This window comes from Neptuniibacter sp. QD37_6, from assembly GCF_047778085.1.
Taxonomy (GTDB): Bacteria; Pseudomonadota; Gammaproteobacteria; order Pseudomonadales; family Balneatricaceae; genus Neptuniibacter.
The window spans coordinates 1,775,879-1,795,976 of sequence record NZ_CP180550.1; the positions used below are offsets into that span (position 1 = coordinate 1,775,879).

The window sequence follows — 20,098 nt, forward strand, 5'->3', positions numbered from 1 at the left end:
CATTCTTAGCCATCATAGCGATAGCCAATACCATGGACGGTAGTGATTATCTGCGGTTGTTTGGGATCTACTTCAATCAGTTTTCTTAGCTTGGAAATGTGTTGGTCTAGCGTCCGGCTGCTTGGAAGGTAGTTTCGGCCCCAGCAGAAATCAAACAGCATATCTCTTGTTACGACCTTGCCTTGTTCTTGATAAAGAAGCTCAAGTATTTTTATATCACGCAGGGTTAGCTCAATCTTATTTCCATCGCGTTCAGCGCGCATTTGCTCAGGGTAAACTACGAGATCAGCCAGCTCGAATTGATTATTCGCGGTTTGGGTTGGCGAACTCTCTTTAGGCGCGCAGCGACGTATCACGGCTCTAATACGCGCGATCACTTCACGAGTGCCAAAGGGCTTTTTGATGTAATCGTCCGCGCCCAGCTCTAAGCCAAGTACTTGATCAATCTCTTCCGATTTTGCGGTAATAAAGATAACGGGAACTTGCTCGTCTATCTGGCGAATTTTTCGGCAGGTGGCATAACCGTCTAATTCCGGCATCATAATATCGAGTAAAACCAGATCAGGGTTTTGTTGAGCGAACAGTACTAGTGCATCGGCCCCATTAGACGCTTCAATACAGGTGTAACCTTCATCTTCTAATAAGTCACAGAGCCCTAGCCTGATATTTAGATCATCTTCAACGATAAGGATTTTCATTGTTTGGACTCCCTGTGATGACTATCAGGTGTATGTAGCTCTAGACGAAAACAGGTTCCTAGTTTGCTAGGAATAATGACCAGATCACCACCGTGTTTTCTAGCCATCTCTCTGGCAATGCTTAGACCAATACCTGTGCCAGATACACCGTCACTTAATTTATTACTGATGCGGTAGAAAGGAGAGAAAACGCTCTCCCAAAGGGATTCAGAGATCCCTTCGCCGGCATCTTCAACCTCTATATAGCTTTGCTGGTTATCGCTGTAGCAGCGGATCAGTATGGCTCCTGTTTGAGGTGCATATTTTTCACAATTGCTTAGTAGGTTATTTAGAATCTGCTCAATACAGTTCTGATCTAACATGACTTGTTTATCACATTGCAGATTTAATTCAACGGACAAGCCATGTTGAGTTAAAGAGGGCATAAACACATCGACTGTATGTTCAACGCACTCTTTTAATGTCCCCGGTTGCAGGTGCAACGGTTTCGGTTCTTTGCCAAGCTTTGAGAAGGTCAGTACGTTTTCTATCAAGCGTGATAGACGCTGACTTTCACTATTAATCACAGATAGGTAGCGCTGAGCTTTGCTATCTTCGTCATCAAGCTTGCGCTCAAGCATCTCCGCATACATCCGAACATTCGTCAGTGGCGTTTTTAGCTCGTGAGATACTTGGTTAACAAAGTTTACTCTTTGTTCAGCTAGGCGCGTTGTTCTGGTGTGTTCTCTATAGATCAACCATGCAAGGATCAATAATCCGGATAGCGTGAGTGAGAGAATAGAGAGTTTCTCTATCCAATTTGAAGTTGGTTTGGCTAGGTTAGGGGAGTAATACTCTAATTTCCAACTACCTAGAGGGTGGCTCAGCGGTAGGCTATCCAATGGATTGAGCTGCTGAGTCTTGATTGTGGAATCGCCCCATTCGTAATGCACTTCACCGCGACTATTGATCAAGGCAATCGCTTGATTGCTGTTATCTTGTCCATTACTGCTAGGTAGTGAATTGATTAGATCTGACAGCAATCGAGCACTGTTTATAGAAAAGCCTAAAAGCGCACCATCCGAATCCTTACGCCAATAGATATGTTGCAGCTGACTGTTATTAAACCAAGCGATCCAACCCGAATCGATAAACGCTATAGAAGGCGCTGAGGCCAAAGGTTCTGCAGAGGCAATAGCAATCTCGGCTACGCTATCTGCTGCTACGTTTGAAGCCAGTTGGCTAGGAGCTGCGAGCTCGATCCGTTTTGATTCTGGGGCGGCTTTAAGTTGTGCGCTATAAGGGCTAGCCGCAAGATTTATCTGCTCAGGTGCTTTGTTTTGAATTTGGAATATGTCGGGTGATGAACGTAGGCGTTTAGTTGATTGTAAAAACGCAATTTCATTTGGGTTCTTGGATGATTCTGATGGAAACAGTGTTGTGCCTTCAGCGGAGATCACAAATACCTGTTCTATATAGGGGCTCGACTGGCTCAGGGTCTTAAGCGTTGTTTCTGGGTATTGGGTATCTTTGCTTTGAAGTAGCAATTGGGATTCAGCATTGAGTGCTTGTTCTAAGCTTTGGAAATGATTCTGGAACTGTTTATCGATCTCTTCGAGTTTTATTTCAACCAGCCCTTCGATTTGATGAGAGAGAAGGGCTTGTTGGTTTGTTTCCAGACGAGCCGCTAACCAACCTAGTATGACGACAGGGATTAAAATTAGGCTGATTAGCAGTAGGATCGTCTTGTTCACAATAGATTCTCAGTTAGCTAAACGGTTAGTAGCTTTGCTGTTTAGCGCGTTTATATTGACGTTCTTTAAGCTCTTTACGTTTTTTACCCCATTCCTGTTCATCATCAAGCTCTTCCGCGTCTTGTAGCGCTTCTGCTTTCTGCTCTAACAGTTTAGGGGAGGCTAGAGAGGTGCCTAAGTTATCTAGGTAATCAGCGCTTTGTTGCAATATAGATTTAGCGCCCTCAATATCACCTTGGTCACGTTTTTGTACTGCTTCACGGTTTAGTTCGTTCGCTACCTGTTCTGCTGCGGCTTCATAAGTACGTGTATCGATCGCATCCTTAGCTTCTTGTTCAGAACGAGTAAAGTTTGCTGCAACTGAGCTAGAAAGAGCTTCTTTTCGTTTGTTTAGAAGATCTAAGTAGTTTACATCGACATCGACTAAGTTGATGCTGCTCTTATCCTGTTGAGACGGTACTTCTACCTCGAGGATAATAAACTTCTCTTGCTCGCTATATAGCTGATTAAGGCGCGTTTTAACCATGTCGCCTTCGATCTCAGCTTCACGGCCGATGATGCGTAAAGGTTTTACACCGTTTAAGCAACGGATCTGGATATCAACACCTTGAGCAACCACCGACAAGACATCACCAAATTCGTATTGGAATACACGTGCTAGGTCATCAGCGTTCTCAACAAAGACGTGGTTACCATCGCTAAAGCCCGCCAACTGAGTCATTAAGTCTTCGTTATAGCCAAGGCCAAGACCTATAGTTGTTACGCTCATGCCTTCTCTAGCTAAAGAAAGCCCTAGCTTACCCAACTCATTCGGTGTGCTTGGGCCTACGTTGGCTAAACCATCGGAAAGTAAAATGACACGGTTAACTTTGTTTAGATCTAGAAACTTGCGGAGTTCTTGTGCGCCTTTGCTGACACCGGCAAATAACGCGGTGTTACCGTGGGCTTGGATCTGATTGATAGCGCGAGCAATACTGTTGCTATCGCTAACCTTTGTAGCCGGTACAACAACATTAACGCGGTTGTCGTAACTCACAACAGAAACAATATCGTTCTGATTTAGGCGATTGATTGCCATGATTGCAGCTTCTTTTGCGCGATACAGTTTTTCGCCCTGCATTGAACCGGACTTATCCAGAACAATCGCAATATTGGCAGCTACACGTTGTTGCTGACTTTCTTGTTTAATCCCTTCTAAAGAGATTTTGATAAATGCGTTGTGGTTTTGTTCAGCCGTCATCACAGGCGTTGCTAGATTGATATTAAGATCAACCTGTTTTGCGGTAGCGGATTGACTGAGTAGGGGGCCAGCAACAGTCAAAAGTGTTGCTAGCAGAATTTTGGGTAGGCGGTGCGCTTTCATGATGTTCGTCCTTATTAACCTTAATCACATGCTGCAAATTTAGGTCAGTTCCGCCTATAGAAAGTCAGATAGATTTATAGAAGTTGTAAAAGATTTGTAAAAACCTCGCAAGCTGTTTGTTACAAACCGTTTAGTCGATATCTGATACAGATCAGTTTCTCCTGTTTATACTTATTACATAATGGAAGTTACGCTGTAAGAAAAATAAATATAAACAGGGGCATCCGATGACGCTCACCAGTGAACTTATTTGGCAAGACCAGCAACACCAAGTCCTGTTCGACTTAATTGACGAAATCAAAGCTGACCAAGTAGATGTATCTACTTTTGCTCGGCTGCATGATTATGCTGACCACCATTTCTGCTTAGAAGAAGCTTATATGGAGGCACTTAATTACCCTGATTTTGGTGCACACCTTCAAGCACATAATAAATTTCGTGCTGAATTAAAAAAGATGTTAGATGATCATCATACTTATGATAGTCAACTAAGAGAGATGCTATCTGATTTTCTAACAGAATGGTTGAAACGCCATATCTTCGGTGTTGATAAAAAACTTGAACTTTACATTATGGAATCTGGTCGGAAATAAGCTTTAATAAATAAGATGTTAAGGTCTTGTGTTAAGTGTTAGCTTGTTTTAAGTTCAGATCTTCACTAATTTCTGTGAGAGTAAGAAATGCCATTAATTTGTATTAAATCTTTACCTTTTGAAGATGAATGCGATATCCCAGATATGATTAAAGGGATAACGTCGGACCTTTCTCGCGCTGCAGAAATCAGTATTGAGCATATAACGGTAACTTGGGAATTCATTCCTTCTCGTCAATATGCAGTTGCTGGTTTGATGCCTGCAAGTCAACCTCAAAGTGGTAGTCACCCGATCCTGGTCGATATACATGCACCTAGCTTTCATAAAATGGAGTGTGTGGAAGCTATGATGGAATCGGTTGCTTTCTCAATCTCAAAACGTAGCGGGGTCTCTTTCAGTAATATTTTCATCAATTACTGTAAGGTTCAGTCAGGTAACGTCTTCGATCATGGAGAGGTGAAGCGCTGGAAGTAATCAGTTAAAAGCCCTATTTAATAAGAACGTAAGTCGTGTTTACGCCGCTATTAAATAGGACTCTCGTCCTTTGTGTTTGTCTTTACGTTTATAAGCACCTTTACCTTTTTTAGCTTTGACTACTTGGGATTTAAAAACCTTTGAAGTGACTAATGCTGCTAAGTGATTTTGTTTAATCTTTCCTCTACCTGTATCCACCACATGGGTTGAGGATACGGTTGTTTTCGTTTTCATACCTGTGTCCTTGTTAATGTAATTCGATGTTCTCCAATTGCAGAAGCTGCATTATACCGCTGATTGGCTATAATGCGCCGCTTATTTGATAAACACTTACTTCATAATCAGCAGGAATTACTGTGCAGCTGTTACGCATCGATTGTCTAGGCAAAATTTTACGTCTTGAGGGCTCAATGTCTGGATGGCAGGCCCTGTATTGGGATAACCAGTTGGTGTCTCAAATACCGGCGAGTGCAGATCCTGCTGAGAGTACAGAGCACCGTTTCGCCCTGATGACTGGATCAGGTGAAGAGATCGAGTGCGTTTTGACTTTGTCACTGACATGGCAACCCTTCAATCTTGAATATGAACTAGCAGTTGAAGATCAGAAGCTTGGAAGTGGTGAGCTAGTCGAGAAAGATATCGAAACCCAAGTGGTTGAGAATGTCGTAAAACAGCCGAATAAGATCAGCATACTGGGTATGGCTTCTTTAGGCCTTAAGCTGTTTAAAAGCGCTAAGGTCATCAAAGTACTGTTTGCTGCAGGAAGTTTGGCAGCGTATAGCTGGTTATTCTCCTTTGAATTCGCGTTAGCACTTATCCTTTGTTTGGTTTTTCATGAATATGGCCATGTGCGTGCTATGAAGCGTTTTGGCTTAAAGACAAAGGGAATTTATCTGGTACCTTTTTTGGGTGGCTTAGCATTATCAGATGATCGTATTAACACTCGCTGGCAAGATGTTTATATATCCATCATGGGGCCGGTATTTGGCTTATTCCTATCTTTAGTTGCTCTGGTTCTATATTGGTTGACGGATATTGAGGTCTTGGCGGGTATTGCTGCCTTCAATGCCTTGCTCAATCTATTTAATTTGTTGCCGGTATTACCGTTAGATGGTGGCCACGTCCTAAAAAGTATCGCTTTTTCGGTTAACTCGGTTTTTGGTCTAGTGATCTGCGTAATCGGTGCTGTAGCGGGTGTCGTGATTAGCTATTACTTTGGCATGGCGCTGCTAGGCTTCTTGCTGGCTGTGGGTAGTATCGAGATTGTGCTCGAATGGAAACACCGTCACAGTAGTCAGTTATTGCCATTGGCTCGCTATGGACAGGTAGTATCAGCCCTATGGTACTTCGCTACTGTGGGTGGTTTATGTTGGGTGATCTGGATCTTAGGTCAACAAGGTAACAGTGCACTTGCTCTGCCATTACAAATTCTTGGAAGTTGATTATGAAGTTTGACACTTTGCCTTTGTGCGACAGTTTAATCGCAGCCATTAATACCGCAGGTTATAGCGAAGCCACCCCTGTTCAAGCTGAAGCGATACCTGTCATTCTGTCTGGTAAAGATCTTCTTGTCGGTGCGCAAACTGGTACCGGTAAGACAGCAGCCTTTGCGTTGCCCATCTTGCAATCCATTCTGACCGACCCTGAATTTAGTAGTGATCAAAATAAAATGCTCAAAGCTTTAGTGCTAGCGCCAACAAGGGAGTTAGCACAGCAGGTAAATAACAGCTTTAAGAAATATGCCAAAGGAACTGGGTTTAGATCAGCTGTAGTTTATGGCGGTGTGGGCATTGGTCCGCAAGTGGATCAAATTAAGAAAGGGATCGATGTGCTGGTGGCTACACCCGGTCGATTATTGGATCTACATAAAAAGAAAGCCGTAAATCTAAGACAAGTCACTCACCTGGTATTTGATGAAGCTGACCGTATGTTAGATATGGGCTTCAAAGATGAGATAAAAGCGGTTTTAAGTAAGTTGCCTAAGCGTGATGTACAGCCGCGGCAGGTACTACTTTTCTCAGCGACCTTAAGTGATTCAATCTATCGTTTTAGTAAAAATTTATTAGTTAAGCCCGAGCGTATCGAAGTAGATCAGCGTAATTCCTCTGCGGCTGATGTCGATCAGATCGTTTATAACTGCGACCCTGATCGTAAATCAGCGATTGTCAGTCACTTAGTCGACAAGCATGATTGGTCACAAGTGATTGTCTTTTGTAATACAAAGCAGGGCGCAGACAAGCTAGTAGAGGTTTTGAAACAAGCCAATATTTCTGCCGATGCCATCCATGCTGATCGATCACAAAAGTTGCGGGAAGAGGCTTTAGAACAGTTCAAGCAGGGGCAGCTTAAAGTGCTTGTTGCGACAGATGTAGCGGCACGAGGCATCGATATCGACAGTCTACCAGCCGTAATCAATTACGAGATGCCATATAAAGCAGCTGATTATATTCACCGTATTGGAAGAACTGGCAGAGCAGGTAACAAGGGCGTTGCTATCTCTTTACTAATAGAAGAGCAGAATCATCTATTGGAAGAGATTGAGGTCTTGTTAGATACCCGTTTGCCACAACAATGGCTACAAGGCTTTGAGCCGGATCTGACTCGCGAAATAGAAATTACTCGGAACAACACTAAGGCAGCACAGAAAAGGCGCGCGAAAAAACGTGCTTTAAAAAAGTGATAAGAAAATAGAAAGCGCACTTTATTTTGACTGTATATAAAAACAGTCTTTTATCCCTTTGCGACTTATGAAAGGATAATACGTCAAATTGGCGCTTTTTCACAAAGGCGCAAACCCTCTAAGCAAGGAAAGCTTATGCAAATCAAGTTATTACAGCCCACTCTTAATATCTTTTCTCGGAGATATATGTCAAATTGACGCGTTTAAACACGTCAATCTGACATATATTTAGCTGTTATGAGTCAATATGAAGAAACTATTAGCCATTTCAATTCTGTGTAGCAGCTCGGCACTTATTGGGTTTACTGTTGCTGCTGGCATGGAATTTTTTAATTACTCATTAGCTGTCGAGGCACATGACAAGTTGGCTAAGGAATGCAAAGCAACTCATGAACATTTAATTGATAGTAATGCATACGATCGGTTAACTGTTTGGGATGCACTTAATGCTGATGATCCCAGAGCGATTCAAATATATAAGGCCTCATTAGAAAAGTTACTTTTTATGGATGCTGAAGCATTCAGAGAAAGCATCAAAGAGTCAAAAGATGGCCCTAATCTAGAGTTCAAAATTCATTTGTTAGAGCAAATTGAAACAAAGTTGGGAGTAACATCTCATAACAAGTAAAGCCATCCGACGCATACTGCGCGGCTGCTTTAGGCGTTATATACCAACTAATTAGGAGTTTTAAAATGATAGGGAAATTTAAACTAATTTCTATCACTACCTTACTTTTACTTTGTACTGCTTGTTCTGCACCGCTTACTAAGACTCAACTTGAGTCTGCAAAAACGGCAGGTGTAGTAAATAATTTTCCAAAAGAACCAACATTCAATGTCATAGGTACAACTGTATTTAACAATGAATACGCTTCTATTACTGACTCTTCTTTCCACAATAAAGTGACTGAAATCGTTACTAAAAGGCTGGAATCTAGAGGCTTCAATGTCACTACATTCGAACAAGATGATGAAGACAATAAATCTAAAGTAGATTTATTGATTAAAATAATCCCTAGAGAGGTTTACCAAATACCGGGAACTTATGGTTTTGGTGTAAACCAAAGGTCTTTTCTGGGTAAAAAGGCTTCACCGATCGTCTACGTAGCTCTAAATATTTCTCCATACCTACACGGGGAAAGCAAAGGAAATGCATTCTACCTTCAGAACTTGGAGCAACTTGCTTTTGATGATCTGGCTGAAAGCTGGGACTCTCTCCCAACTGATAAGAAGGAAGAAATTATCACTACCTTAAACTCTAAAATTGAAAGCACAATCAACGAGTTGCTGAATAATGTTGGTATATAACAAGGGTGGGCACATACGCCAGCAAAGCTGGCTTGGACAACCGCTGCGCGGTTGCCCGTGCCACAAGCGTTAGGTTTAGCATGAGTGCAGATTACAATTGGAAGTGTGCAGTTTGCGATACTGTGAATATTGGTGAATATAATTTTTGTTCTAAATGTTCATCTTCAGCAGAGCTTAATTCAATTGAAATCGCTGAACGGAAAAGAGCTGTTCGAGAAGGGGTGGCATTTGATGATCAGTCAGATGAAGTATTAGCACCCAGAACTAAACAAGGTAAAGCACTTGCTTTGGCAACTGATATTTCCATGGGGGAAAACCCAGAAGCTCGAATGCTGGGTACTATTTTCTTTTACGTTGTAATTCATGTGGCAATCGTTGCAATAGCCATTCGAACTTATCAACTAGGAAGCCTCGATGGAAATTCTTTGGTATCAGCATTTATTGGTATTTTTGCTGCTTTAGAAGTTAAGAGGTTTTGTTTAGGTAAAACCACATATTTAGAAAGTTATATAGCTACAGCTGTCAAAGGTAATACATTCATAAGATGGATAGGTCTAGCTCTAGACATTGTGTTGTTCTATGTGGCCTTAGCAATAATATAAACCTAACAATCAAAGGCATCCGACGCATTCTGCGCGGTAGCTTTAGGCGTTATAAGGCAATAAAGATCTAGCAATGGGACTAATCGAAGCAATCCTATTAGGCATTCAATTCAAAAGGCTACAGAAGCCTTTAGTGTTCTTTTCAATGCTGATAGGTTTCATTCTGTTCAGCATATTTGGTCTTAGTATTGTGTGGGCAGTTGTAAGTGGTTTAGTTTCTACAGAAAAAGAAATTACTTTGCAGCTGCTTGGTGCAAGTGCCGGAATAGCTGCGTTCGCTTTTTTATTTTTCGGTCTTGCATGGGTATGTGGGTATTTTATAAAAAGGTGTTTCCAGTAATGCCCTATAACAAGGCCATCAAAAATCGCCCTACGGGCTGGACGTCGCATGCGCTCCGCCCTTTATGGCGGCGTTATAAATAGGTAAGCATATGGAAGATTTATACATCATTGGAGCAATAATAATCCTTATGTTAATCCTGAGTGCCTTAGAACATTTCAGGATGAAACGGTCATCCATTGAACGTGGGGAAGCGGATATCTGCAAATATGCGAGATCTTTCGACTACAGAAATGTCGATACTAAAATTATGAGGGAAGTTTGGAATGAACTTTATCTCTGGCTTGGCAAATACGACGGTAAGCCTTTCCCCATCGAAACCGAAGATACGTTTGATAGTACCTATAATATGGACCCTGATGATCTTGATGATATTTATTTGGCGGTAGCAGAGCGCTTGGGAATTAATACTGATAGCCCTGAGAAAAATCCATATTTTGACAAAGTTACCTCAGTAAAGAATTTGGTGTTGTTTCTGCATCATCAACCAAGATTCAGAAATACATAATAAAAAAGCCACCCGACGTACTCTTTTAGGCTGCTATGAACAATAAACATAAATGCTAGAAATTTTAGAAGCTGTAATCAAAGGCCTCGGTCTTCTTTTAAAGCTCGCTATAGAGGGCGGGGTACTGTTGGATATGAGCCTGTCAGCTACAGGTCGGTATTCTATAAAAGCAGTGTACCCTCCGCATTGGAATAAGCAGGTTAGCTATGGCGATGTGGTAGAGCGTTTAGTTGGGGCTGTTATATGGTGCATTTCGGCTTACGTTCTTTATTCGCTATAAGGCCTTATAAGGTTTCTAGTTGAAAACTTAAATATCCGTCCCGTAAGCAGATTTATTCTTCGCTTATAATCCGTATGCCAACCGTTAAACATCAACGTTAGTGATTTGGATTTATGTATGCCTCAACATGAACAAGCAACTTGCCCGAAGTGTGGCTCATTGTTTGAGTGCAAGGTCGGCAGCTATTTTATCTGTGATTGCAGTGAGATCTATCTGACAAGGGAGCAGGCGGGTTATTTGGCTGAAAGATGGGATGAGTGTTTGTGTTGTAAATGCCTAAACGAATTTAAAGCAAGTTGGGATAGCATTCCCGATTCTGAAAATAAACAGAGCCCTTCAGATTGATAGGTTTCTTTTAGAAATATTAAGGAAAAAGATGATCATTAGAGAGATGAAAAAGGGCGATATCGAGGGAGTTAGTCAAGTCTGTTTAGACGCTTTCTCTGACTCGGTTGCTGGATCATTGTCTGATGAAGGGATTGCTACTTTTACGGCAATATCCTCTGCAGATGCTTTTGCCGAGAGGATGAAAGCAGATAATCGTATGCTCGTCGCAGAAGGTAAAAACGGTGAAATATTAGGTGTGGTAGAGCTAAAGGAAGGCCATCATATTGCGATGCTATTTGTTACACCTAGTCAGCAAAAAGGCGGGATTGGTCGGGGATTACTTACAGCTGTATTGAAATATGCGAGATCAGAAACCGTAACTGTCAGCGCTTCATTGCCTTCTGTCCCTGCTTATCAGAAATATGGTTTTAAGCTTGCAGGGGATGTGGGAGAGTTGTCAGGTTTGGTTTATCAACCTATGGAAATATTGATTAATCAATAAGTTAGGTCTTGTTTGTAACGCTAATAATCACTTCATAAGCCTCTCTTATCTCATTAAATTTTACCTTGCAGCCACCTTTGTCTGGATGATGTTCTGAAGCTAATTTTCGGTATTGTGTTTTGACCGACTGATAATCGCTGTCTTCAGTTAGACCTAAAACATCAAGAGCATTCTGATAGTGATCTTGATTAAAATAACGAGTCCAAAAACTATCGAGTAGTTTGTTAACCGATTCTTCGTTACTTGATGTGAACTCATCCCAATCCAGATAGTACTCTCTGACTGCTTGATCTGACTCCAGTGACAATTCGTTTTGATTGCTGTTTTCGGTTTTGATAAGGCTGATCTCTAGTGCAGAGATAGTCAGTTTTAAGCCTTGATTCCAAAACTTAGGTTGCAGGGTATAGAGCGCATTCATAATCAGGAAATGCTGTCTAAACAGGGCCAAGTCACTACCTGATGGTGCATCTTCACCGAAATCATCAGCGTTGAGATCTAGAGCTTTTAACAACTCATATACACTTAAGCTGCTTTCGGACTGTCTAAGGATCTCTTCTATAGGAGTTACTAGTGGGTTGCGATGCATAATTCAGTAGTTTTGCTGATGATCCACTCAGCTTATCGGCGTAGGATGAGGATTACCAGTCGAGAATATTTCATGCATTAAAACGCTCGATTGGCTTTTACCCAAGTATTGGTAAGCGTAAAATACTGCCTTGCAGTTTAGTAACCAGGAATAACAAAAATTATGAATCTGGCAGATCAAGTTCAAGCGCTGTACGCAAAGTATGGTGCTTTAAAAGGCATTACTATTGAGATTCATAAGCAGCTCATTGCCATCGCAGTAAAAAACGAAGCGGCTTCGGCCACTATTTTTTTGCAAGGGGCGCAAGTTGCTGAGTACAGCCGAATAGGGGAGCAGCCTGTTTTATGGTTGAGCCAAGAAAACGATTTTAAAGCCGGTAAGTCTCTGCGCGGTGGAGTACCTATCTGCTGGCCATGGTTTGGGGATCTATCCAGAAATCCAGATCAAGTTAAAGCCCAAGTGAACCTCTCAGAGGCACCTGCACATGGATTTGTACGATCTGAGGATTGGGAACTATTGGCTATCGATCTGATCGATAGTGAAACCACACGATTAACGCTACAGCTCGAGGTTTTACCAACAGAACTCTGGCCTTATCCTGCTGTTCTTCGTTTGACGGTTACTGTAGGTGTTGAGTTAGATTTTGAGCTCAAAGTTAAAAACTTAGGTTCGTATGCCTTCAGTTATACCAGTGCTTTACACAGTTACCTTCAGGTTGGTCATGTCAGTGAGACCGCTATCGAAGGATTAGAAGCTGTTGAGTACATAGATACGCTTGAGGATTGGCAGGTTAAGCAATCTAACTCTGCCATTGGTATCTCGGCTGAAACGGACCGTATCTACCCAAATATTCCAGCTCAGGTATCTATTAAAGATAAGCAGATGCGCCGTCAGATCCTTATGAGCGCTGATAACCTCCCTGATATGGTGGTTTGGAACCCTTGGATCGATAAAAGCAAACGCTTAAGCCATTTTGCTGATAATGACTATGAGAATATGGTCTGTTTAGAAAATGCTTCTGTTCTTGATAATGCGGTTGAACTAGCGCCTGGTAGTGATTCAATTAGCAAAGTTTCGATCCGCTCTGTTCGTCTGTAACCCTATAGATTACAGACAAAGAACACACCCATACTCAGTACGGCTGTCATCAAGGTGTTTTTAGTTAAAAGCATCAACACGATGGCAGCTAGTGCGCCGATAATATATGGGCTGCCCAAGCTCGTTGTTAGCTTTCCTTCCTGTAAGAATACTAATGGGCCTATAACGGCTGCTAGTACGGCAGGGGCCGAATAGCTGAGCAGCTCTAGAGCCTTATCGTTTAGCTTGAGTGGTAAGCGGGGTTCTAAAAAGAGATAGCGACTTGCGAATACAATGATCGCCATAAGCCCGAACAGTAGCCAATCATTCATTTTGACCTCCTCGCTGTGCATTTAATGAAATAACCACTTAGCATCCCCAAAATAATTGAGATCAATAAGCCTGCTTGAACCTCATGCGCTTCGCAATACACCGATACCACCAGAGATATACCTACACAGACCAGATATGAAAGGTTTTTAATCATCGGGATGAGTATGGCGATAAAGGTAGCGACAACCGCGAAGTCCAATCCAAGGGTAGTTAGATTGGGCAAAGCAGCGCCAGCGACGATCCCTAGCAGCGTCGCAACATTCCAGGCGATATAGAAACTTAAGCCGCCACCCAATGCATACCAACGATTAAATATACCGTTATCTTGCGTGCCATTTACGAAGAGTTCGTCGGTTAACAGGAAGCCAAGCGAACTGCGCCATTTAAGGGGTAGTGCCTGGATATGCTGTCGCATTGCCATGCTATACAGCAGATGTCGTGAGGTAATCAGCAATGTGGTGATGAGTATGCTGAACATAGAAGCGCCGGCCTGTAGCATACCTATAGCAACCAACTGTGAAGTGCCCGCAAATACAAACAGTGACATGGCCTGAGTTTGCCAAGCGGTTAGACCTGATTCGATCCCGTATGCGCCGACTAATATGCCCCAAGGCAGCACAGCTACAATAAGGGGCAACATCGCAACCGTGCCTTTAAGGAAGGATTGCTTAGGGTTTAATGGAATTTTTACCTGACTATTCACTTTCACGCTCTTTCTTATGTTGAGCGATAAAGATAAATATTCAGTGATTGTGAGTCTTGTACGGGATTGCTACTTGTTTGTGATACTAGCTTCTTATCTGGCGTGCATATTGACCCGGCGTTACACCGATAGTGCGTTTGAAATGACGGTTAAGATGGCTCTGATCGTGAAATCCTGCTTTTAAAGCAGCATCTAATAGTGTGTCGCCTTGAGCAATAAAGCGTTTGCTTAGCCTTACACGGGATTGTATTTGATAAGCATGAGGAGGGAGCCCGTAGAACTTTTGGAACTGCCGCACTAGATGAAAAGCACTGATGCCCGCAAGTTTGGCTAGATCTTCTAAAGACACATCAGCTTGAGGGTGATCATCGAGGTAGTTTTTTACCAAAGCCACACGGGACTTAGCATCGGCCTGTTCAGGTATCTCTGTGCTGCATTTACCATGACGCTGCATCAACTTGAGTAATGCGTTGTATAACAGTGTCTCGCGTAGCAAACGGTTATCAGAGTGTTGTAGGTGATATAGTGCTAGACGAAACAAGCCAGCAAGCTCTGGATCTTTAACGACAGGTTCCGAGAAATAGACGGAGCCGCTGATATTTAGGCCCGCTTCTTTAGCAATGCTGGCTAATTGATCAGGTAGTGGGTAGATCGCTTTATAAGACCAGCCACCTTCAGCTGCGGAGTGTCCATCGTGTACTTCGTCATGATTAACTAGGATGATACTGTCTTGAGGCGCAACGTGGTTGGCACCATTTCTAAGAAAGCGCTGAGCACCTTCCTCAATCACGCCTACCGTATAGCCCTCATGACTATGCCTAGAGAAATTCTGGCGCTCATAGGATGCTTCTAGCATCTCTAATCCGCCGAGTTCATCTTCTATATGGTAGTTAGCGATCTCTTTTTTGCTCATGGCTACATTCTAGCGCAAACCGTATTCTGGTTTTTGTACAAAATTGATTTTTTGCGTTGATAGAGTGGCGATGGAATTGAGAATCTATCGCGTGTTTTCAGATCAATTTGACCATAATATCGTGAAGGACGTTTGCTGCAGCATGTAATCTTCGAGATCCATCCATCAAATGGTGGTAGATCTCTCGCTTACACAGCATCTCGGTGGTGACTTCACCTTGGAAGAGTTCTTTTAAGCTGTGCCTATACAGTCTCTCGATACGTCTATGAGCATGTCGGGCAATTTGTGCATCTTTCTCACTGCCAGCAGGATAGGTAGATAGTCCTCCAAAGCCTCGCTCTAAGGCTTCGCAACCCGTAAGAAGCTCTTCAAGAATTCTCACCATCTGTTCGTCAGGCTCGACGCCTAGATCAAGCATCTCATTTATCGTGCTTTTACAATGTGTGATGATCCAATCCAAAGAGGCAATGGCACGGTAGATATCTTCACGATCTATAGGAGTGGAAAAGGCACGGTTTAGCTGGTGCAAGTTACGAATTTTAAGCGCGTCTGCTTGGTGCTCATCTGCTGCTAATACCTCAGCAAGATAGGGATTAGGGCTTTTCATATATTGATAGAGGTTTCGTATCGTTACCGTTACCAACGTACATTGCTCTGTTAGAAGTAAGAAAAAGTCAGGTGGCGTAGGGACAATCCTATTAAGGAGTTTGCGAAAGAGGTTTTGTTTACTCTGATCGCTCATATCCAATCCTTTTCTATATTAAAGCAAGCTTAGTAAGGCTCAGTACGCCATAACCAATAATGGACACTATGCCAGCACCAGGTATGGTGATTAGCCAAGTGATGCCGATCTCTTTAGCCTTTGTCCATCTTACGGCTTTAGCTCTCTCTGCCGCGCCTATACCCATAATAGATGAGGAAACTACATGGGTGGTCGATACTGGCGCGCCAATCATTGAGGCCAAAAATATAACGCCTGCAGATGAGGCTTGAGAGTTAAAGGCATGTAGGGGCCTAATTTTGCAGATTGAGAAGGCTAGGGTTCTAACGATTCGCCAGCCGCCCAATAGCGTGCCTAATGTAATAGAGATGGCACAAACTAGGATGACCCAAAATGGCACTACAAATTCGCTGATCTCACCGCTCATTAGTAAGCATAGAGTTAATACACCCATACTTTTTTGGGCATCATTTGCGCCGTGAGAGAAGGCTACCCCTGCGGTAGTGAACCATTGTGCGCCCCTTAATTCACGATTGATCAAAGGGCTGGCTGCTCGCAATAGATACAGCGTGATTCGTTGCAGTAAAAAGCCTATCCAAAATCCTGCTAAAGGGGAGAAAAACAGTGCAAGCAGCACCTTAGTAACACCAGTGATCTGCCCTTGAGCCAATTGTGAAAAACCCCAGAGTACATGTTCTGGCCCGGCTGATACAACAACCGCCCCAACTAAGCCACCAACCAATGCGTGTGACGAAGACGAGGGTAGGCCTCTATACCAAGTAAACAGATTCCAAACTGTGGCAGCTAATAAGCCGCAGATCACTAATGAGAGAGATAGATTGCTTGGGAGATCATCTAACGTCACGAATTTACCAATGGTGTTTGCGACTGCCGTACCGCCAAGCATAGGCCCCAAAAAGGTGAATGTGCCTATGACTAAAATAGCTTGTAGAGGTGTCATTGCATGCGAAGCGATCACCGATGCGATCATATTCGATGCGTCGTGAAATCCATTGGTGAAGTCGAAGACTATAACAATGGCTGTCGCAACTATGAGGAATAGCCAAATTTGATCCATCTAATTTGCTGACTCACATTAGCTTTCATTTTTGGAGGCTAACAACTTAATAGTAGTCAGAGAATAGATTTATGGAATTAAAAGAAACTTGAGAATGTACATTTAGATCAGAGAACCCATTCCCAAAAGTATGGGAACGGGTTTATGAGTTGGAAATTAGGTGAGCGCTAGACTTTAACTACCCACTTTAGCTTTTTCTCGATAGCTTGAATCATCAGGCCTGCAACGTCTTTACCAGTTGCGCCTTCGATGCCTTCCAAGCCAGGAGAAGAGTTTACTTCTAACAGTAAAGGACCTTTCGCTGAACGGATGATATCTACGCCAGCTACTTTGAGGCCCATGGCCTTAGCTGCTTTAATAGCGATCTTCTTCTCATCTGATGTTGGAATAATAAGGCTCGCTGTACCACCCTGATGGATATTCGCTCTGAATTCGCCAGGTTCAGCTTCACGCTGAATCGAAGCTACAACTTTGCCATCCACTACAAAGCAGCGAATATCCTTACCGTTGGCTTCTTTTATAAATTCCTGAACGAGTATGTCGGCCTTAAGGCTCTTGAATGCATTAATAACACTCTCTGCCGCTTTCTTGGTTTCAGCGAGTACAACGCCTTTACCTTGAGTACCTTCAAGCAATTTAATGATCAGTGGTGCGCCACCAACCATGTTAATCAGATCATCAGTTTCAAGCGGTGAGTTAGCGAAGCCCGTAATCGGAATATCAATCTTGCTCTCGAAGAGGAGTTGCAGGGAATGCAACTTATCGCGAGACTGAGTAATAGCCCCAGCAGTATTTAGACAATACACACCCATAGATTCAAATTGACGTGTCAATGCACAGCCATAAAAGGTCATGCTTGGACGAATCCGTGGGATAATTGCATCAAGATCGTTTAGTACCTTGCCGCCACGATAATGAACCTCTGGATTTTCAGCATCCATCTTCATGTAGCAGTGTTTGATGTTCAGGAACACCATCTCGTGACCGCGCTCTTCACCTGCTTCCATAATCCTACGATTACTGTAGAGATTTGGGTTGCTGGCTAGTACGCCGATTTTCATGCCTTTTTTAGGTGGTTTTTTGCTTAGATAGAGTTCTTTTAATTCATCATTAGCAATGTCACCTAAACAAAAAGAATCTTCTGGATCTACTATCAACTTACCAGACATCGCTTCACGGCCTAGTAGCATGCGATAGCCCATCGCATCTCTATTGGTCAGGGTAAGTTCAACATCCCAACTTTGATCGCCAATAGCTAAGCTTGTTTTGATTACATAGCGTTTTTCCGATGTGCCGCTAGAGCTTTTAACGCTCCTGCGATCATAAACAGGCGCTTCACAATGAACTACTGTCTTGCGATTGTCCTGCAATGGACATACATCAAACCTAACCCAAGCAACGCCATCTCGTTGAAATTGTTGGATATTTAAAGCATGGATTGCAGATGTTTTAGCACCAGAGTCGACTCTGGCTTTGATTGCAGGAACGGCAAGTTGAGGGAACTTGCACCATTCTTCAGCGCCACAGATGTTCTTTTCGATTGACACTCATTTGATCCTTAGTTAAGGCTAATACCTTTGGTATATGAGTGTAATAGGGCGAATGTTTTAATCAAGAGCAAATCTGTTTTTGTGGGGTTTATATGCAAAATTCAGAAGATATTAGAGTGGATCTGAAAGGACAAAGGCCTAGCGAATACTAGGCCTTAGAGAATTTATTCAGCGGTTAGCTTTTCTAACTGCTTAAACTCTTTGATGCCACTGATCTGGTCTTCCGCGTGGTGGTTTACATATAGAACCGTTGTGTCTCCACTGGCACAGATTTTTTCAATTAACGCCAGTACGAGTTGACGGTTGATATCGTCGAGGCCTAAGCAAGGCTCGTCGAGGATCAACAAAGTAGGGTGCTTAACCATTGCCCGAGCGATCAGCAATAAACGTTGATCACCAAAAGATAACTGGTTGTATGGTTCGTTGGCACGATCTTCCATACCTAGCAGGGCTAGCCACTGGTCTGCGACTTCTTTCTGTTTATCGGTACTCTTTGTGTACATACCGATACTGTCATGGAAGCCTGAGATGATTACGTTTCTAAGGCTGATGCTTACGCGGTATTCCCACTGAAGCGCGGTAGATACATAGCCGATATATTGCTTGATCTGCCAGATGGTTTCACCGTTGCCGCGTTGCATACCGAATACAAAGATATCGTTGGTATAGCATTGTGGGTGGTCGCCGGTAATTAGGTTCAGCAAACAAGTCTTACCGCTGCCATTAGGGCCGCTTAGTTGCCAGTGTTGTCCCGGCTTAATGGTCCAGTTAAGGCCATCAATAACTTTTGAATCTGCGTAGGCAATTTTGATATCGGTTAAACGCACCAGAGGATCTTCTGGATTCAGTGCTGGTGGGCGATCCGATTCATCGGTAGGAGGTACAGATAGATCAGTCGTTTTTAGGTGTAGCAATTGATACAGGTCGTCGTAAGCCTGTTTGTCGTTAATATCAACCGTGTGGTGAAGCTCACCTTTGTCTGTGTAGGCAACATGGGTGATGAAGTCCGGCATTTCATCAAAACGGTTTAATACCAGAATCATGCCCATTGAATCGATCTTGCTTGCTAGCAGGTCGTGTAGCAGCTTCATAGAGTCAGCGTCTAGCCCGTCGAAAGGCTCATCCAGAATGATAAGATCTGGATTATTCGCTAGGGCGCGAATTAGCATGATCTTACGCGTTTCACCTGTTGAGAGCTTTCTGAAACTACGATCGAGCATATGTTCTAGTTTGAACATGCTAACGAGTTGATCGAGTAAGTTAGCATCAAATTCTGGGTAGATCGCTTTACCTTCTTCCAGAATTTCTCTTACCGGTGTGCATTCACTAATAACATCCATGATATCGGCATCGTCTTTCTTTAGCTCTCGGGCGATCAGTTCTGCCTGAGCTTCAAAAGATACAAGTTCGACATGTTTTGGTAGGCCCGAAATAGCACCACTTACTTTTTCGCCAGCACCGGCCAAGATTGCAGAGAGGGCAGACTTACCAGAACCGTTGGTACCAGTAATCACCCAATGCTGGTTGGGTTCTATTGTCCAATTGATGTTGTCGAGCGTGAAAGACTCACCAAATTCTGCCGTGTAATTCTCAATCTTAATGCTGTTCATAGTCTCTAATATGCGGATCTATCGATTGGGTTTTATAGGGATCTGTTACGGTAAAGGCTTAAATTTAGCTAAAAAAAAGCCAAGGCAAAGCCTTGGCTTTAATTTTCTTGCAAAAAGAA

Annotated in this window: 25 protein-coding genes and 1 pseudogene; 13 read left to right on the forward strand and 13 right to left on the reverse strand. The window is 42.9% G+C overall.

Going from position 1 to position 20,098, the window contains the following annotated elements; genetic code table 11:
* Positions 1-5 precede the first annotated feature (5 nt).
* The 3 genes from ACMXYO_RS08380 to ACMXYO_RS08390 are packed head-to-tail and all read right to left on the reverse strand — an operon-like array spanning position 6 to position 3,794.
* On the reverse strand, positions 6-698 hold the full coding sequence (locus ACMXYO_RS08380) for a response regulator transcription factor (RefSeq protein WP_415888030.1): 693 nt from the start codon (positions 696-698) through the stop codon (positions 6-8).
* Complete coding sequence (locus ACMXYO_RS08385) at positions 695-2,431, reverse strand: sensor histidine kinase (protein WP_415888031.1); 1,737 nt, start codon at positions 2,429-2,431, stop codon at positions 695-697. Before ACMXYO_RS08385 ends, ACMXYO_RS08380 begins: the two co-directional genes overlap by 4 nt.
* A gap of 25 nt (positions 2,432-2,456) precedes the next feature.
* A complete protein-coding gene (locus ACMXYO_RS08390; protein ID WP_415888032.1) occupies positions 2,457-3,794 on the reverse strand; it encodes a vWA domain-containing protein in 1,338 nt (445 codons plus the stop codon).
* A gap of 227 nt (positions 3,795-4,021) precedes the next feature.
* Here ACMXYO_RS08390 and ACMXYO_RS08395 point away from each other — a divergent pair, with 227 nt between their 5' ends.
* Positions 4,022-4,387 carry a hemerythrin family protein gene (locus tag ACMXYO_RS08395; protein WP_415888033.1) on the forward strand — a complete coding sequence of 122 codons (366 nt, stop codon included), beginning with the start codon at positions 4,022-4,024 and terminating at the stop codon, positions 4,385-4,387.
* An 87-nt stretch (positions 4,388-4,474) separates the two neighbouring features.
* Positions 4,475-4,861, forward strand: a complete 387-nt coding sequence (locus tag ACMXYO_RS08400; RefSeq protein ID WP_415888034.1) for a hypothetical protein — start codon at positions 4,475-4,477, stop codon at positions 4,859-4,861.
* A gap of 39 nt (positions 4,862-4,900) precedes the next feature.
* Here the strand turns inward: ACMXYO_RS08400 and arfA are convergent, their stop codons facing one another.
* A complete protein-coding gene (arfA, locus tag ACMXYO_RS08405; protein ID WP_415881292.1) occupies positions 4,901-5,095 on the reverse strand; it encodes an alternative ribosome rescue factor ArfA in 195 nt (64 codons plus the stop codon).
* A gap of 122 nt (positions 5,096-5,217) precedes the next feature.
* Between arfA and ACMXYO_RS08410 the strand changes: the two genes are divergently transcribed.
* The 10 genes from ACMXYO_RS08410 (at position 5,218) to ACMXYO_RS08455 (ending at position 11,408) form a co-directional block, all read left to right on the forward strand.
* On the forward strand, positions 5,218-6,303 hold the full coding sequence (locus ACMXYO_RS08410) for a site-2 protease family protein (RefSeq protein ID WP_415888035.1): 1,086 nt from the start codon (positions 5,218-5,220) through the stop codon (positions 6,301-6,303).
* Between the two features lie 2 nt (positions 6,304-6,305).
* Positions 6,306-7,541, forward strand: a complete 1,236-nt coding sequence (locus tag ACMXYO_RS08415; RefSeq protein ID WP_415888036.1) for a DEAD/DEAH box helicase — start codon at positions 6,306-6,308, stop codon at positions 7,539-7,541.
* A 247-nt stretch (positions 7,542-7,788) separates the two neighbouring features.
* Positions 7,789-8,169: a hypothetical protein gene (locus ACMXYO_RS08420; protein ID WP_415888037.1), complete on the forward strand. Its 381-nt coding sequence runs from the start codon at positions 7,789-7,791 to the stop codon at positions 8,167-8,169.
* 65 nt (positions 8,170-8,234) lie between these two features.
* Entirely contained in the window at positions 8,235-8,849 is a 615-nt protein-coding gene (locus ACMXYO_RS08425; RefSeq protein ID WP_415888038.1) for a hypothetical protein, read from the forward strand.
* Positions 8,850-8,929: 80 nt separating this feature from the next.
* A complete protein-coding gene (locus tag ACMXYO_RS08430; protein WP_415888039.1) occupies positions 8,930-9,451 on the forward strand; it encodes a hypothetical protein in 522 nt (173 codons plus the stop codon).
* Between the two features lie 73 nt (positions 9,452-9,524).
* Positions 9,525-9,791 (forward strand): hypothetical protein, encoded by a 267-nt coding sequence (locus ACMXYO_RS08435; protein WP_415888040.1) that lies wholly within the window; start codon positions 9,525-9,527, stop codon positions 9,789-9,791.
* A 91-nt stretch (positions 9,792-9,882) separates the two neighbouring features.
* Complete coding sequence (locus tag ACMXYO_RS08440; protein ID WP_415888041.1) at positions 9,883-10,299, forward strand: hypothetical protein; 417 nt, start codon at positions 9,883-9,885, stop codon at positions 10,297-10,299.
* 52 nt (positions 10,300-10,351) lie between these two features.
* Positions 10,352-10,579: a hypothetical protein gene (locus tag ACMXYO_RS08445; protein WP_415888042.1), complete on the forward strand. Its 228-nt coding sequence runs from the start codon at positions 10,352-10,354 to the stop codon at positions 10,577-10,579.
* A gap of 117 nt (positions 10,580-10,696) precedes the next feature.
* A complete protein-coding gene (locus ACMXYO_RS08450) occupies positions 10,697-10,924 on the forward strand; it encodes a cysteine-rich CWC family protein (protein ID WP_415888043.1) in 228 nt (75 codons plus the stop codon).
* Between the two features lie 31 nt (positions 10,925-10,955).
* Positions 10,956-11,408, forward strand: a complete 453-nt coding sequence (locus tag ACMXYO_RS08455) for a GNAT family N-acetyltransferase (RefSeq protein ID WP_415888044.1) — start codon at positions 10,956-10,958, stop codon at positions 11,406-11,408.
* A gap of 1 nt (position 11,409) precedes the next feature.
* Here ACMXYO_RS08455 and ACMXYO_RS08460 read toward each other — a convergent pair whose 3' ends face one another.
* Positions 11,410-11,994, reverse strand: coding sequence for a DNA-J related domain-containing protein (locus ACMXYO_RS08460; protein WP_415888045.1), 585 nt, complete (start codon positions 11,992-11,994; stop codon positions 11,410-11,412).
* Between the two features lie 162 nt (positions 11,995-12,156).
* Here ACMXYO_RS08460 and ACMXYO_RS08465 point away from each other — a divergent pair, with 162 nt between their 5' ends.
* A complete protein-coding gene (locus ACMXYO_RS08465; protein ID WP_415888046.1) occupies positions 12,157-13,092 on the forward strand; it encodes a D-hexose-6-phosphate mutarotase in 936 nt (311 codons plus the stop codon).
* Positions 13,093-13,094: 2 nt separating this feature from the next.
* On the opposite strand, the gene ACMXYO_RS08470 is transcribed toward ACMXYO_RS08465, so the two are convergent.
* From ACMXYO_RS08470 to modF, 8 genes and pseudogenes are all read right to left on the reverse strand, one after another.
* On the reverse strand, positions 13,095-13,403 hold the full coding sequence (locus ACMXYO_RS08470) for an AzlD domain-containing protein (RefSeq protein WP_415888047.1): 309 nt from the start codon (positions 13,401-13,403) through the stop codon (positions 13,095-13,097).
* The gene (locus ACMXYO_RS08475) at positions 13,400-14,107 is read right to left on the reverse strand and encodes an AzlC family ABC transporter permease (protein ID WP_415888048.1); all 708 of its coding nucleotides are present in this window, start codon (positions 14,105-14,107) and stop codon (positions 13,400-13,402) included. The genes ACMXYO_RS08470 and ACMXYO_RS08475 overlap by 4 nt, the downstream gene beginning before the upstream one ends.
* Positions 14,108-14,192: 85 nt before the next feature.
* A complete protein-coding gene (locus tag ACMXYO_RS08480; protein WP_415888049.1) occupies positions 14,193-15,020 on the reverse strand; it encodes an AraC family ligand binding domain-containing protein in 828 nt (275 codons plus the stop codon).
* A 97-nt stretch (positions 15,021-15,117) separates the two neighbouring features.
* Complete coding sequence (locus ACMXYO_RS08485; RefSeq protein ID WP_415888050.1) at positions 15,118-15,762, reverse strand: DUF47 domain-containing protein; 645 nt, start codon at positions 15,760-15,762, stop codon at positions 15,118-15,120.
* Positions 15,763-15,775: 13 nt separating this feature from the next.
* On the reverse strand, positions 15,776-16,819 hold the full coding sequence (locus tag ACMXYO_RS08490; protein ID WP_415888051.1) for an inorganic phosphate transporter: 1,044 nt from the start codon (positions 16,817-16,819) through the stop codon (positions 15,776-15,778).
* A 167-nt stretch (positions 16,820-16,986) separates the two neighbouring features.
* Positions 16,987-17,880, reverse strand: a complete 894-nt coding sequence (gene rimK, locus ACMXYO_RS08495) for a 30S ribosomal protein S6--L-glutamate ligase (protein ID WP_415888083.1) — start codon at positions 17,878-17,880, stop codon at positions 16,987-16,989.
* Positions 17,881-18,009: 129 nt separating this feature from the next.
* Positions 18,010-18,366, reverse strand: a pseudogene (locus tag ACMXYO_RS08500) (ATP-dependent zinc protease); the annotation flags it as partial.
* A 167-nt stretch (positions 18,367-18,533) separates the two neighbouring features.
* Positions 18,534-19,979: a molybdate ABC transporter ATP-binding protein ModF gene (gene modF, locus ACMXYO_RS08505; protein ID WP_415888052.1), complete on the reverse strand. Its 1,446-nt coding sequence runs from the start codon at positions 19,977-19,979 to the stop codon at positions 18,534-18,536.
* Between the last annotated feature and the right edge of the window lie 119 nt (positions 19,980-20,098).